The following is a 13845-nucleotide window of genomic DNA, read 5'->3' on the forward strand; positions in this document are numbered from 1 at the left end:
CTCCCGGCCCCGTGTGTGACACGCTGTGAAGGGCTGAAACCGGCGGTTTTACTAAAATCGGCTCTGTGCTGGCTGGAGATAAACCGGCCACAGAGCGAAGGAATCCGTTGAAAGCCACTCTCACCCGCCGGCTAGGCGTGCCCGGAATCGTCCTGATGGTCGTCGCCGCCGCGGCCCCCATCACCGTCGTCGCGGCAAACTTCCCCCTCATCCTCGCTGTCTCCGAATCAGTGGGAATGCCGCTGATGGTGCTGGCAGCCACGGCCATCCTGCTGCTGTTCTCGGTCGGCTACGCCTGGATGACCCCGCACGTACCTGATGCCGGCGCGTTCTACTCCTATGTGGACCGCGGGCTCGGCCGCCGGGCCGGACTGGGCACCGCGGGGCTGGCACTCTTCGCCTACGTCCTGCTCACCGTCTCGATGACCTGCTACCTGGGCGTCCAGGCAGGAAACCTGATTGAGCTCTGGTCCGGTGTGCAGGTTCCCTGGTGGGCCATCTCGGCGGCCATGATCGCCGTCGTCGGTTTCCTGGGCTACCGGGACATCAACCTGTCGGCGAAGGTGCTGGGCACCGTCCTCGTCCTGGAGGTCGCCGCCGTGCTGGCCATCGACTTGGGTGTCCTCTTCTCCGGCCGTGAACTCACCTCCGTTCCGTTCAGCCCCGCCGAAGCAATGTCCGGCGCTCCGGGCCTGGGCCTGCTGTTCGCCTTCCTCGGCTTCTTCGGCTTCGAGGCGACGGCGGTGTTCCGCAATGAGGCCAAGGATCCGGAGCGCACCGTTCCGCGCGCCACCTACATCGCCGTGCTCTCCATCGGCGCGCTGTACATCCTCTCCTCCTGGCTGATCATCAGCGGCCTCGGGGCCGGCAACGCCGTTGCCCTGGCCACGGACAGCCCGGACAGCGTGGTGGTGGGCTTCGCCGGGGAGATCCTTACTCCGATCATGACGGACATTGTCCAGGTCCTGGTGGTGACGAGCATGTTCGCCTGCATGCTGGCCTTCCACAACATCGTCTCCCGCTATCTCTTCACCCTGGGCCAGCGCGGCGTGCTGCCGGCGGGCCTGGCTGCCGTCCATCCCGCCCACGGCGCACCCTCGCGTGCTTCTTTCTGGGTGACCGGTGTGACCACCGCAGTCGTACTGGTTTCCGCTGCCGTCCAGCTGGATCCGGTCCTGGAGATCTACACCTGGTATTCCGGCGCTGGGGCCATCGGCGTGATCGTGATGATGACCCTGACCAGCTTCGCAATCGTCAGCTTCGGCACGCGCGGCTCATCCGCGCCCGGCGGTGTGCGGGCCGCGGCTGTGGCCGGGGGGATCGGCCTGCTCGGCGTGCTGGCGCTCTCCCTCTGGAACTTCCCGTTCCTCGTGGGCGGCAACCTCGCCGCGGTCATCTGGGGCGCGGCCCTGGTCCTCGTGTTTGCCGTCGCTGCTGCGCTGCCGGCCAGCACCCGGCCGGCGCCGGCTGATACACCGGAGCCGGCGGACGCTTCCCGCCGTTAGCCGGCTTCCGGGCTCCCGTGCCCGCGGACGAGGTTTTCAACCGTGGCACGGGCGCCGGCGTCATGCAGAACGCCCAGCGCCTGCGTATAGGCCTTAACAAAGCGCTCGTTGGAGGCCAGGTCGCCAAAGAGCTCAGGCTGGGAAATGAAGGCCAGCGGGTCTTCACGGTTGCGCGCCGCAGCGGCCATCAGCGGTTCCCGCAGCCGGTCGACGACGTCGATCTCCGCACCCTGCTCATCAGTTCCCTCGGCATACCGGGCCCAGCTGGCTACAATGGCCGCCGAGCGGTGGATCTCCCCGCCGGCGTCGAGGTTTTCGCGGATGACGGGCAGCAGCCACTTGGGAATCCGGTCTGAACTCTCGGCGCAGAGCCGGGCCAGGGTGTCCCGTACATGTTCGTTGGAGAAGCGTTCGATCAGCTTGTGCCGGTACGCATCGAGGTCCACGCCGGGCAGCGGCTTGAGCGTGGGCGTGGCCTCGCGTTCCATGTAGTCCAGCAGGAAGCGGGAGAAGAGCGGATCCTGGCAGACCTCGTGGGCGTACCGGTAGCCGGCAAGGTAGCCGAAGTAGCACTGGCCCTGGTGGCTGGCATTGAGCAGGCGCAGCTTCATGAGTTCGTAGGGCTCGACGTCGTCCACCACCTGCACGCCGGCGTCCTCGAACGGCGGGCGGCCCTGCGGGAAGTGGTCCTCCAGGACCCACTGCTCAAAGTCTTCGCTGACCACCGGCCAGGCATCCTCGACGCTGAAGTCCTCCGCCACCATGTCCCTGTCGGCATCCGTGGTGACCGGGGTAATGCGGTCCACCATTGAATTGGGGAAGGCCACGTTGGCGCGCATCCACTTCCCCAGTTCCGGATCCCGCAGGTCCGCGAACGCAGTGAACATGCGGCGGGCAACATCGCCGTTGCCCTGGATGTTGTCGCAGGACATCACGGTGAACGGCGCGGTGCCGGCCTCCCGGCGCCGGGCGAGGGCCTCGGTGACCAGCCCAAAGACCGTGGCAGGGACAGCACCGGGAACCAGGTCCGCCTGCACTGCCGGATTGCCGGCGTCGAATTCCCCGGTGACGTGGTGGAAGTTGTACCCGCCCTCGGTAATGGTCAGGGACACGATCCGCGTCTGCGGCGAGGCCATCTTGGCAAGAACGGCTTCGGGGTCCTCCGGAGCCAGCAGGTACTCGGTGATGGAGCCGATCACCCGGCCCTCCCGCGTTCCGTCCGGGTTCTTGAGCACCAGGGTATAGAGGCAGTCCTGAGCATCCATGACGGACTTCATCGCGGCGTCCTGCGGCAGCACGCCCACTCCGCAGATGCCCCAGTCCAGGGCCTTGCCGTCATTCATCAGCCGGTCCAGATACATCGCCTGGTGCGCCCGGTGGAATCCGCCCACCCCGAAGTGGACAATGCCGGTGCTCACCGCGGAGCGGTCATAGGTCGGAACGGCCAGGGCTCCGGGGAGGCCGGCCAGGGATTCGTTCTGCAGCTTGCTCATGGGTCACACCTGTGGGACGAGCGGATAAGTGCAGCTCAATTTATCATGTGAGCATCGCACGTCCACTCAAATGAGCATGCTGAGCGGGGTGGCTGTCCTAATCGACCAGCTCGGACTGGGTTTCAATGAAGTCCCAGTCCCGGATATCGAGGATGGGATCAATGACGGGGCCTCCTGCCTCGGCAATCCGGTCCTGGACCTTAGGCGGAATTCCGTCCTGCCGGAGGTTCTCGCGCAGCCACTGCTTGGCAGTGGTGTCGAGATACGGCCACCATCTTTCGATCCTGATGGGCTGCATTCCCTGCCCCCTTTCCGTCGCGGTAGGTCCACGGTGCCACCGGCCCCCAAGGGGCGCAAGGGGTCCAGAGAAGACCGCTTCGGAAGGCAGGCAGGGAATATCCGCATGCAGGACAAAGGCCCTGCCCAGGGGCAGGATTCAGCTGCGCCGGGGAGCGCGGGCAGGAGCTACGGGCGCGTGGTGATGCTCTCGATCGCTGCCCGGGCATCCTCCGCCAGGCTCTCCGGAATCGGAGCGGACTTGGCGGCGTCGGCAGATGCTTCCTGGCCTTCGGGGCTGATGACGTACTGTCCGAAAGCCTTCACGAGCTCCACCGTGCCGGCGTCCTCGTAGGAGCTGCAGAAGATCTGGTAGGAAATCAGCACCAGCGGGTACGCGCCGGGAGCCGTGGTGGTGCGGTCCAGGTGCAGGGCAATGTCATTGGCGCTGCGTCCGGGAACCCGGGAGGACTGCTCGACGGCGATCGACGCGGCATCGGCGCTGATCGGCACGTACTCCTCGCCCACCTTGAGGTTCACGGTGCCCAGTGAGTCATCCACCACCGAGTCATCCGAGTACGCAACTGATCCTTCGGTGCGGGTGACGGTGCTGATGACGCCGGCACTGCCCTGCGCGTTCTCGCCGCCGAGCCCGCCGGGCCAGGAGCCCGAGGGATCATTCGGCCAGGCCTGGGGAGCGGCTTCGTGCAGGTACTCCGTGAAGTTCTCGGTGGTGCCGGAATCGTCGGCGCGGCTGACGGGCGTGACCCGGGTCTCCGGCAGCTCCACGCCGGGGTTCTGGGCCGCGATCGCCGGATCGTTCCAGTAGTCGATTTCGCCGCGGAAGATCTTTGCGATCGTGGCCGCGTCCATGTTCAGCGACTCGATTCCGGGCAGGTTGAAGGCGACGGCGATCGGGGAAATGTAGGCCGGGATGTCCAGGGCGCCGTCGGGTCCGCAGACCTCGCGCGCTTCACCCAGTTCCTCATCCTGCAGGAAGGCGTCCGACCCGGCGAACTGCACCGCTCCGGCCAGCAGGGCGTTGCGGCCGGCCCCGGAGCCGTCCGGGGAATACTGGACCTGCACCTTGGGATGCAGCACCCGGAACCCGCCAATCCAGGCGTCCATGGCCGGCCCCTGGGCGGTCGACCCGGAACCGGAGATGATGCCGGAGAGCGTGGAGGTGCTGTTCTCGGCTGCTTCGCGCTGTTCGTCCCCCAAGGGGTAGTCGGAGCCGCAGGCGGTTAGCGCCAGCGCTGCGGCGGCGGTGACTGCCAGGGCGCGAAGTGGACGGGAAGTGCGCACGAAGGTGCTCCTTTAGGGGCTGTTCTTGGGGCCAACCGGCGTTAACGGCGTTTGGCGGGCAGTTCGGCGTGCCCACGGGGCACAGCGGCGCTGCCGCCAGTTCAAGGCTAGCCGCCGATTAGTCTCCACCGCCAACTGGGAGCGCCTCCCACCCTTGGCGGCCATGGCCCGGGATGCAAGGATTGGCCGGACCGCGGACCGCTGCGAACCCGTTTGCCGAACAGGCACCCGGCAGCGCGGTCCCTGCCCCGAGGGGGTTCCGTGCTGGTCGCTGCCGCAATTTTCACCTTGGTTTCCGCCGCCGTCCACTTCTACTTCTTTGTGCTGGAGTCCCTCCGCTGGAACGTCCCGGAAACCATGGGCGTGTACGGAATCACATCCTCCGTTGACGCGGAGACCACCCAGCCGCTGGCCTACACGCAGGGTTTCTACAATCTGTTCCTTGGCGTGGGGGCAGTACTGGGAGTGCTGCTGCTGGGGGTGAGCAGTCCCGTAGCCGGCATGACCCTGATCAGCTTCTCCACGGCCTGCATGGTGCTGGCCTCGGTGGTGCTGCTGGCCAGCAGGTGGCCGCTGGCCCGGATCGCGCTCATCCGGGGCATTCCGGCGCTGCTCGCCCTGGTGCTGGCCCTTATGGGTTCCTGACCTTTGCCGATGGTCCGCTGGACGGCCGTGATGCGGGGGCATCATACGCCGCGGCGGTCCAGAGATGGAACAGGGCGTAGGCACGCCACGGCCGCCACGGTTCCGCCAGGGCCTCGGCTTCCCTCGGAGAGCCGACACCGAGCACCCGGCGCAGCACCAGGTCCCCGGGCACGAACGCATCCCGGTCCCCCGCGGCGCGCACCGCCAGGTAATCCACCGTCCAGGGGCCGATTCCGGGCAGGGCGAGGAGTTCGGCACGGGTGCCGGCGCCGGCGCCGGCGCCGGCCAGCTCCAGCCCGCCGGCCGCTGCTGCTGCCAGCGCCTGGATGGTCCGTGCCCGGGAACCGGTGATCCTCACGGCAGCCTGCAGCTCGTCCGCGCTGGCCCCGGCCAGGCGCTGCGGCGATGGAAAGAGCCAGAAACCGCCGGGCTCCCGGGTGCCGAATTCAGTGACGAGCCGGGACCCGAAGGTCCGTGCCGCGGCCAGCGAAACCTGCTGTCCCAGCACGGTCAGCACGGCGGTTTCCCACGGGTCAACGCTGCCGGGGATGCGAAGTCCCGGCCGGGCCCCGACCAGCGGAGCCAGGAGCGGGAACCCTGAGAGGAAATGGTCGACGGCGGCGGCCGGGGCATCCAGGTCCAACCAGGTGCGCAGCCGGGCGAGCACTGCGGTGTCTTCCGCCGGGGTCCCTCCGGTTAACCGGACCGCCACGCTGTCCGGAGCCCCGAAGCGGACCTCGGCCAGCACCGGGCTTTGCGGTGCCGGACTTCCAGGCGAAGGACCCACGGGTGCCTGCAGCAACCGGGTGACCGACGCGGCCGCGCCGTCGAACTGCACGGATTCAAGGCCGGGCACGGCGTGGGCGGCGAGGCTTCGGACCAGCGGAATCCAGGGGAACGGCTCCGCTACCGGGATGCGGTGGGTCCTCTCCCCGGGCAGGCCGGTCACTCGAGCCCGGTCATGCGCAGGGTGATGTTGATCCGCCCGGAGTCGAGTCCGGCCTCCGGGTCGGCGGTGCCGGGCAGGGTCTTGGGCACCCCGTGGTAGGCGAAACGGGAAGGTCCGCCGAAGACGAACAGGTCCCCGGAGACCAGTTCCACGTCGGTGTAGGGCTTAGTGCGGGTCTGTGTATTCCCAAACCGGAATATGCACGTGTCGCCGATGCTGATGGAGACCACGGGTGCGCTGGACCGCTCATCCTTGTCCTGATGCATCCCCATGTGCGCGCCGTGCGCGTAGAAGTTGATCAGCGCCGTGTCCGGGGTGTAATCCTCCGGCGCCATGATGTCCGGTGCGTAGCCAGCCTCCCCATCGGAGAAATACGCGGCGCGCAGGGCGTCGCGGCCCAGTTCAACCAACCAGCCCGGGACCTCGGCAACCCGTCCGCCACCGGCGTCGTCGGCTGTCCGCGTGTACTTGTACGGCTGCCAATGCCAGCCGAGGCAGACGGTCTGCACGGACATCCGGTGCCCGCCGGGCAGCACAGCGGAGCGCATGGGGACAGGCCCCACTGCCCAGGCCCGGCAGGCTTCGACAATTTCGCGCTGGCGGGAGGGTTCCAGCCAGCCGGGCACGTGGACGGCCCCCGCCGAGGGTGTGGAGCGTTCGCGGGCGAACAGCTGGCCGGTCATGCTGCAGCCTCCATTGCCAGGAGGGCGGTTTTGGCTTCGGTGCCGCCCAGGTAGTTGCCGATCTTGCCATCGGAGCGCACCACACGGTGGCACGGAACCACCACCGGCAGCGGATTCCGGGCGCAGGCGGTGCCCGCCGCGCGGACGGCCCCGGGGTTTCCGGCGAGGGCAGCGAGTGCGGCATAGCTGGCAGTCGAGCCGTAGCCAATCTCCGGCAGGTGTTCGACGACGATGCGCCGGAACCCGGTGGCCAGGCGGAAGTCGAGCGGCAGGTTGAACTCCCTGCGGGTCCCGGCGAAATACTCCTCCAGCTGGCGGACCGGCTCGGCAAGGCGCTCCGGAGCTTCCAGGATGCGCGGGCTGACGCGGAGCGCCAGCTGCGCCAGCACGGCGTCGTGCCCTTCGATGCCGAAACCGACCCGCACCAGCCCGGCAGGAGTGGCGGCGAGCAGCAGCTCCCCCACGGGTGAGGGCATCACGGTGTAGGCGACGTCGAGCAGGTCCTGCTCCTGAGCCGCGCTGGACAGCCTCGCGTGCAGGCGGGCCAGCGTGGCATCTCCACCGGCGCTGAGCATGTACAGGGTGTCCGGGGTCATCGCAGGTCCTCCGCTTCCAGTGTTCGCAGTTTCTTCATGCCGTCCGCGGCTGACCGCCGGCAGGCGGCCTCCGTGCTGCCGAGAAGAACGGCAACCTCCGCGAAGGGCAGCCCGGCGAGGTGGTGGTAGGCCAGGGTTTCGCGCTGGCGCTGCGGGAGGTTCCGGAGCGCCGCCCAGAGGCCGTCATGGTCGCCGGGGCGAGCAGTCTCCGGTCCGGGCCGCTCCGGCAGCTCGGGGATAGGGACCGGAAGGCGCGCAGCTGCCCGGGTCACGTCAATCGCCTTGCGTTTGGCGATCGTCACCAGCCAGGCCTGCATATTCGCATTCGGTGGCAGCGCGGGGTAGGCCCGCAGCGCCGCGAGGAATGTCTCCGACCACGCGTCCTCGGCCTCGTCCGGCCCCAGGACAGCGCGGCAGACGCGCAGCACCACGGCTCCGTGTTCCCTGACGATCGCTTCGAACGGTTTCACTTCCACATACTGTAGACGCGCAGCTGCCCTGGTTTGTGAGGTGCTGCCTCAAGACCTGTCAGCGGAAGGCGCCCACACCCGCGATGGAGCGGCCCAGAATCAGGGCGTTGATGTCGTGGGTGCCCTCGTAGGAATAGACGGCCTCCGCATCGGCATGGAAACGCGCGACGCCGGTGTCCAGCGTGATGCCGTTGCCGCCCACCACTTCCCGGGCCAGGGCAACGGTCTCCCGCAGCGACGTGCAGGTGAACATCTTGGCCATGGCCGAGTCCTCGTCGCGGAAGATGCCTTCCTCCTGCCGCTGGGTCAGCCGCACCACCATTCCCAGGGACGCGGTGAGGTTGGCCAGCATGGTGGCCAGTTTCTGCTGCGTGAGCTGGAAGGAGGCCAGCGGTTTGCCGAACTGTTCCCGCTCCAGGGTGTACCGGACGGCCGCCTCGTAAGCGCCGGCCTGCATCCCGGTGGCGATCCAGGCGACGTCGGAGCGCAGCCGGCGCATCAGGGCAGCCACGTCCTTGAACGAGTTGATGTTTGCCAGCCGGGCCGAGTCCGGGACCCGGACGCCGCGGAAATCAATATCGAAGTTCTGCATCATCCGCAGGGAGGTCTTGCGCAGGATCTTGGTGAGCGTGACACCCTCCTCCTGCCGCGGCACCAGGAACGCCTTGACCTGCCCGTCGGCCTCATCCCGCACGAAGACCGCCAGCACATCGGCAGTTCCGGCCCCGCCGATCCAGCGCTTGGCGCCGTTGATGATCCAGCCGTCTCCGTCGCGGCGGGCGGAGGTGGCCAGCCCGCCGGCGATATCCGATCCGTGCTCCGGTTCGGTGAGCGCAAAGACGCCGGTGTACTCGAAGGACCGGATCTTAGGGTCCAGCTCTGCGGCCTGTTCGGCACTGCCGCCGTGCAGGACGGTGGAGCGGAACAGGCCGGACTGGGCGTTGTAATACGTGGCCACCGAAGCGTCCGTGCGGGCCAGCTCAAAGTTCCGGAACCCGCCGTAGAGTCCGGAGGTGCGGCCCTGGCTGTTGGTGGCGCCGTCGGGGGCCATCAGGTTCAGGTCCACCAGGGGCTGGCGGATCTGCTCCGGGAACTCGCCGGCCTCCCAGTAGTCAGCCAGCAGCGGCGTAACCTGCTCGTCCAGGACGGCACGCAGTTTGGTCAGGGCCTCCTGTTCGGGGCCGCTCAGCAGCTCCGAGTACCCGTACCGGTCTGCCGGATAGAGCCCGCTCATGATCCCAGCCCGAGCAGCCGGACGGCGTTCTCCTTCAGGATCTTGGGCCGGACTTCGTCCTTCATCTCCAGGGCATCGAAGTCACGCCGCCACCTGTCGGGGGTGATCAGCGGGTAGTCCGATCCGAACAGGACCTTGTCCTGCAGCAGCGAGTTGGCGTGCCGCACCAGGTTCGCCGGGAAGTACTTGGGAGACCAGCCGGAGAGGTCGATCCACACGTTGGCCTTGTGCGTGGCCACCGCGATGGCTTCGTCCTGCCAGGGGACGGAGGGATGGGCCATGATGATCTGCAGGTCCGGGAAGTCCGCGGCAACGGCGTCGAGCAGCATCGGGTTGGACAGGCCCAGTTTGAGGCCGAATCCGCCCGGGAGCCCGGAGCCAATGCCGGTCTGGCCGGTGTGGAACAGCGCGGGCACACCCAGGTCCTGGATCAGGGACCAGAGCGGGTAGAACGTGCGGTCGCTGGGGTCGAAGTTCTGCACGGTGGGATGGAACTTGAATCCACGCACCCCGTAGTCGCCGGCCAGGACCTTGGCGCGGGCCAGTGCGTCCGCGCCGGACGTGGGGTCCACCGAGCCGAAGGGAATCAGGACGTCGTTGTTGCGGGCCGCACCTTCGGCGATGTCCTCGCTGGAGTTCGGCGGGTGGCCCAGGGCCTTGGAAGCGTCGACGGTGAAGACGACGGCCGCGGTTTTCCGCTCACGGTAGTACGCGGCGATCTCGTCCAGGCCGGGGCGGGGCCCGTCGGTCTTGAAGTGCTTGGATGCCGCGTCCACCAGCGGCTGCGGCAGTGCGTTGTGCCCGTGATCGTCCACTTCAATGTGGACGTGGGTGTCAATGGCATCCAGGGCCGCGACGTCGAGGCCGAGTGTGTAAACCATGGGTGGGGTACTTCCTGTTGTAGCTGACCAGCGGAGTTACCTCATCCTGTCGAGAATAGTTGAGAAAGTCAACGGTTTTCTTTCCCGCCGAGAGGGTGCGGGCACCCGCTACGGCAGGTTCCCCGTCAGCTTCTCCCGGATGTCGGCTGACGCCCGGTTCAGTCCGGTGATCTGCACGGTTTTCCCGCGGGACCGGTACTTCTCGGTAATCGAATCCAGCGCCGCCACCGTCGAAGCATCCCAGACGTGCGAGCCGCCCAGGTCGATCACCACGCTCGAGGGATCCGCGGCGTACTCGAACTGCGTATAGAGGTCATTGGAGGAGGCGAAGAACAGCTCGCCGTGCACCAGGTAGGTGACCGCGCCGCCGTCGTCCGCCAGGGTGCGCTGCACGGTCACGAAGTGGGCCACCCGCCGGGCGAAGAGCACCATGGCTGCCAGCACTCCGGCCCCGACGCCGATCGCCAGGTTGTGCGTGATGACCGTTGCCAGCACGGTGATCAGCATGACGGCGGTCTCCGATTTAGGCATCCGGCGCAGCGTGGACGGGCGGATGCTGTGCCAGTCGAAGGCGGCGTACGCGACGAAGATCATCACGGCCACCAGTGCGGCCATGGGGATCAGTGCCACGACGTCGCCCAGCACCACCACCAGGATCAGCAGGAAAACCCCGGCCAGGAACGTGGAGATCCGGGTACGCGCCCCGGAGGCCTTAACGTTCATCATGGTCTGGCCCACTACGGCGCAGCCGCCCATGCCGCCGAAGAACCCGGTGACTATGTTGGCGATGCCCTGCCCGGCGGCTTCACGGGGTTTGGAAGAACGGGTGTCGGTGATGTCATCCACCAGCTTGGCGGTCAGCAGGGATTCGAGCAGCCCCACAAAGGCCATCGCCACGGCGTAGGGAAGGATCCGTTCGAGGGTTTCAAGGTTCAGCGGCACGTCCGGGAAAAGCAGCGACGGCAGGCTGTCCGGCAGCGCACCCTTGTCCCCCACCGTGGGAATGCCCCAGCCCGCGGCCACCGCCGCGATGGTCAGGAGCACAATCGCCACCAACGGGGCGGGCACCGCCGTCGTTAGCCGCGGAAGCAGGAACACAATGAGGAGGCCGACGGCGACAACCGGGTACACCAGCCACGGCACGCCAAGGAGTTCCGGCAGCTGGGAGGAAAACACCAGGATGGCCAGCGCGTTCACAAATCCGACCATCACCGAACGCGGAATGAAGCGCATCAGCTTCGCCACGCCTGCCAAGGCCAACAGGATCTGCAGGACTCCGGCCAGGATCACCGTTGGCACCAGATAGTCGACGCCGTACTTCGCCACCACGGGCGCGATCACTAGGGCGACGGCCCCGGTCGCCGCGGAGATCATGGCCGGCCGGCCGCCGACGAAGGCAATGGTTACAGCCATGGTGAAGGACGCAAACAGGCCCATCCGCGGATCGACCCCGGCGATCACCGAGAAGGCGATCGCCTCCGGGATGAGTGCCAGTGCGACGACGAGACCCGCCAGCACTTCGGTCTTCAGCAGGCGCGGCGAGCGCAGGGTGCCCAGCACGGTCTGCCGTGCGGCGGGGGCGTCCGGTACGGAAACCGGGGCAGGAAGGGACAAGGCGGTTCCATTTCGGGTACGGGGAAATCCGGCGGCCGGGGCGGATTGCCGGGGCCGCTCTTCGGATCCGGTTCAAGGTTACCGCCGTGCCGGATGGTCCCGCAGCAGTGCGGGTCCCCGACCTCAGCCCGCTTCCAGAAGGGACGTGATCTCCCGGAGCGGCCCCCACGCCCCGTCTTCGGAGTTGGACAGCAGGGCCAGGGTCACGTCCGCACCGGGGTAATAGCCCAGGAACGCACTGGCCCCGGCATTGATCCCGTCCTTGTACAGCGAGCGGACCTCGCCCGTGGGGCCGAGCCGGAACTCAAGCCCCAGGCCGTAGTGCAGCTCACCGGAGTCCAGGTCCGAGTGCTTGACCTGCGGCGCGAGGAACGCTGCCGTGGATCCGGTGGACAGCAGTTTTCCGTCCCGGACGGCGTCCAGGAACCGGATCAGGTCCCCCGCGGTCGCGTGGGCACCGCCATCCGGCGAGCCGACCGGCGGGTAGCTGAAGATGTTCTGCCGCCAGGAGACCACCGTCCCGGCCTCATCGCGGACCGGGTCCCAGCCCTCCGCGACATTCGGGACGGCGTCGCGCATGGAGAAGAACCCTGAATTCTCCATGCCCGCCGCGGCGAACACGTGTTCCCGCACGTAGTCCCGGTAGCTCCTGCCGCTCACTGCTTCCAGCGCCAGCCCGGCGAGGATGTAGCCGCAGTTGCAGTAGCGGCAGCCGGTGCCGGGGGCGAAGTTTGGTTCCTTGTGCACGAACTGCGGCAGGAAATCCGCTGTCCGGGTGACCGAATAGGTGGGCTTGTCGGTCCACAGGTCCTCATAGGATTCGCCGGCTTCCTCGTCGGCGTCGTCCCCGATGCCGGAGGTATGGGTCAGGAGCTGGCCGATGGTGATCCCCGGGTCTATCCGGGTGCCCTCCAGCTCAACGAACCCGCCAATGCCCGCATCGAGCGCCAGGGTGCCGGCGTCCACCTGCTGCAGCACGGCGACGGAGGTGAAGAGCTTGGTGATGGAAGCGACGTCGAACCGGGTGTCCAGCGCGGCCGGCACGTTCCAGCGCCGGGAAGCCACGCCGTAGGCCCCCTCGTGGAGGATCCTGCCACCGCGGGATAGCTGGATGGTTCCGGAGAACTCCTGGCGGGAGGCGGCGCCGGAAAGGATCCGGTCCACGGATTCGGCGCCGATGTCTGCGAACATAACCGAATACTAATGCGCAGCGGAACGCCGCACCGCTGCCGGCACCGGAAGGAATACGTATTTTGTTTACCGGCCTGAGCGCTTTTCCCCTGACTCCGCTGCGGAATGACGCCGTGGATGAGGCTTCCTTCTCCGCTCTCGTGAACCGGCTGGCGGAGTCGGAGGTCGATTCAATCGCGGTACTGGGATCCACCGGCTCCTACGCCTACCTGAGCCCGGACGAGCGACGGCGCGTGGTGCGGCTGGCTGCCGCCAACGCCGGCTCGAAACCGCTGATTGTGGGGGTGGGCGCACTACGGACCTCAGATGTGCTGGCGAATGTCCGTTGTGCGGAAGACGCCGGCGCTGCCGGCATCCTGCTCGCTCCGGTGAGCTATCAGGCACTGACCGACGACGACGTGTTCGGCCTGTTCAGTGATGTCACCGGCGCAACGGATGTGCCCGTCATCGTGTACGACAACCCGGGCACGACGCATTTCACGTTCAGCACGGAACTCTACGGACGCATCGCCGAGCTGCCGGGCATAGCATCCATCAAGATTCCTCCGGTTTCCGCGGCGGCGGCCCGCGCCCGGGTCGACGAAGTCCGGGCCGTGATCCCGGAGAGCGTGACTCTTGGGATTTCCGGCGACGCCGCAGCGGCGCACGGGCTGAGTGCGGGATGCGATGCCTGGTATTCCGCGGTGGCCGGCACGCTGCCGGAGCCCGCCGTCCGGATCACGCGCGCTGTTGCCGAGAACCGCCCAAACGACGCCGCAGCGGAGTCAACCCGCCTCTCACCGCTCTGGGAGCTCTTCGCCGAGCACGGCAGCGTACGGGTTATCGCCGCCGTTGCCGAGCACCTGGGTTTGGTGCCGCAGTCCTGTCTTCCGCTGCCTGTCCGGGGCCTGGACGCCGTGGACCGGCGCCGGGTTGCCGGCGTCGTCGAGGAGCTCGCCCTGGCGTAGTCCTCCCGATGCGACAGGGAAGCGGGTTAATCAGTAAGCTGATAATCCGCTTAATT

Annotated in this window: 14 protein-coding genes; 3 read left to right on the plus strand and 11 right to left on the minus strand. The window is 67.5% G+C overall.

Features of this window, described 5'->3' with window-relative positions; translation table 11 throughout:
* Positions 1-107: 107 nt before the first annotated feature.
* Positions 108-1505 (plus strand): APC family permease, encoded by a 1398-nt coding sequence (locus ACSLGO_RS02725; RefSeq protein WP_436399835.1) that lies wholly within the window; start codon positions 108-110, stop codon positions 1503-1505.
* Here ACSLGO_RS02725 and ACSLGO_RS02730 read toward each other — a convergent pair.
* The 3 genes from ACSLGO_RS02730 to pstS form a co-directional block, all read right to left on the minus strand.
* Positions 1502-2998, minus strand: a complete 1497-nt coding sequence (locus tag ACSLGO_RS02730) for a mannitol dehydrogenase family protein (protein ID WP_433122574.1) — start codon at positions 2996-2998, stop codon at positions 1502-1504. The genes ACSLGO_RS02725 and ACSLGO_RS02730 overlap by 4 nt on opposite strands.
* A 97-nt stretch (positions 2999-3095) precedes the next feature.
* On the minus strand, positions 3096-3296 hold the full coding sequence (locus tag ACSLGO_RS02735) for a hypothetical protein (RefSeq protein WP_091600979.1): 201 nt from the start codon (positions 3294-3296) through the stop codon (positions 3096-3098).
* A 167-nt stretch (positions 3297-3463) separates the two neighbouring features.
* The gene (gene pstS, locus ACSLGO_RS02740) at positions 3464-4579 is read right to left on the minus strand and encodes a phosphate ABC transporter substrate-binding protein PstS (RefSeq protein WP_091600977.1); all 1116 of its coding nucleotides are present in this window, start codon (positions 4577-4579) and stop codon (positions 3464-3466) included.
* A 261-nt stretch (positions 4580-4840) separates the two neighbouring features.
* Between pstS and ACSLGO_RS02745 the strand changes: the two genes are divergently transcribed.
* A complete protein-coding gene (locus ACSLGO_RS02745) occupies positions 4841-5224 on the plus strand; it encodes a DUF1304 domain-containing protein (protein WP_176697499.1) in 384 nt (127 codons plus the stop codon).
* Here ACSLGO_RS02745 and ACSLGO_RS02750 read toward each other — a convergent pair.
* From ACSLGO_RS02750 to ACSLGO_RS02785, 8 genes are all read right to left on the minus strand, one after another.
* On the minus strand, positions 5211-6173 hold the full coding sequence (locus ACSLGO_RS02750; protein WP_436399836.1) for a DNA-3-methyladenine glycosylase family protein: 963 nt from the start codon (positions 6171-6173) through the stop codon (positions 5211-5213). The genes ACSLGO_RS02745 and ACSLGO_RS02750 overlap by 14 nt on opposite strands.
* The gene (locus ACSLGO_RS02755; protein ID WP_436399838.1) at positions 6170-6856 is read right to left on the minus strand and encodes an alpha-ketoglutarate-dependent dioxygenase AlkB family protein; all 687 of its coding nucleotides are present in this window, start codon (positions 6854-6856) and stop codon (positions 6170-6172) included. The genes ACSLGO_RS02750 and ACSLGO_RS02755 overlap by 4 nt, the downstream gene beginning before the upstream one ends.
* On the minus strand, positions 6853-7452 hold the full coding sequence (locus tag ACSLGO_RS02760; RefSeq protein WP_436399839.1) for a methylated-DNA--[protein]-cysteine S-methyltransferase: 600 nt from the start codon (positions 7450-7452) through the stop codon (positions 6853-6855). Before ACSLGO_RS02760 ends, ACSLGO_RS02755 begins: the two co-directional genes overlap by 4 nt.
* Positions 7449-7922: an RNA polymerase sigma factor gene (locus tag ACSLGO_RS02765; RefSeq protein WP_436399841.1), complete on the minus strand. Its 474-nt coding sequence runs from the start codon at positions 7920-7922 to the stop codon at positions 7449-7451. The genes ACSLGO_RS02760 and ACSLGO_RS02765 overlap by 4 nt, the downstream gene beginning before the upstream one ends.
* Positions 7923-7980: 58 nt before the next feature.
* The gene (locus ACSLGO_RS02770; RefSeq protein WP_436399842.1) at positions 7981-9156 is read right to left on the minus strand and encodes an acyl-CoA dehydrogenase family protein; all 1176 of its coding nucleotides are present in this window, start codon (positions 9154-9156) and stop codon (positions 7981-7983) included.
* Positions 9153-10037: an amidohydrolase family protein gene (locus ACSLGO_RS02775; protein WP_277664980.1), complete on the minus strand. Its 885-nt coding sequence runs from the start codon at positions 10035-10037 to the stop codon at positions 9153-9155. The genes ACSLGO_RS02770 and ACSLGO_RS02775 overlap by 4 nt, the downstream gene beginning before the upstream one ends.
* 108 nt (positions 10038-10145) lie before the next feature.
* Positions 10146-11651 (minus strand): SulP family inorganic anion transporter, encoded by a 1506-nt coding sequence (locus ACSLGO_RS02780; RefSeq protein ID WP_436399844.1) that lies wholly within the window; start codon positions 11649-11651, stop codon positions 10146-10148.
* Positions 11652-11774: 123 nt separating this feature from the next.
* Positions 11775-12842, minus strand: a complete 1068-nt coding sequence (locus ACSLGO_RS02785) for a serine hydrolase domain-containing protein (protein WP_436399845.1) — start codon at positions 12840-12842, stop codon at positions 11775-11777.
* A 62-nt stretch (positions 12843-12904) separates the two neighbouring features.
* On the opposite strand from ACSLGO_RS02785, the gene ACSLGO_RS02790 reads away from it, so the two are divergent.
* Positions 12905-13789: a dihydrodipicolinate synthase family protein gene (locus tag ACSLGO_RS02790; protein WP_436399847.1), complete on the plus strand. Its 885-nt coding sequence runs from the start codon at positions 12905-12907 to the stop codon at positions 13787-13789.
* The last annotated feature ends 56 nt before the right edge of the window (positions 13790-13845 follow it).

Source organism: Arthrobacter sp. IK3, assembly GCF_051337705.1.
Taxonomy (GTDB): Bacteria; Actinomycetota; Actinomycetes; order Actinomycetales; family Micrococcaceae; genus Arthrobacter_B; species Arthrobacter_B koreensis.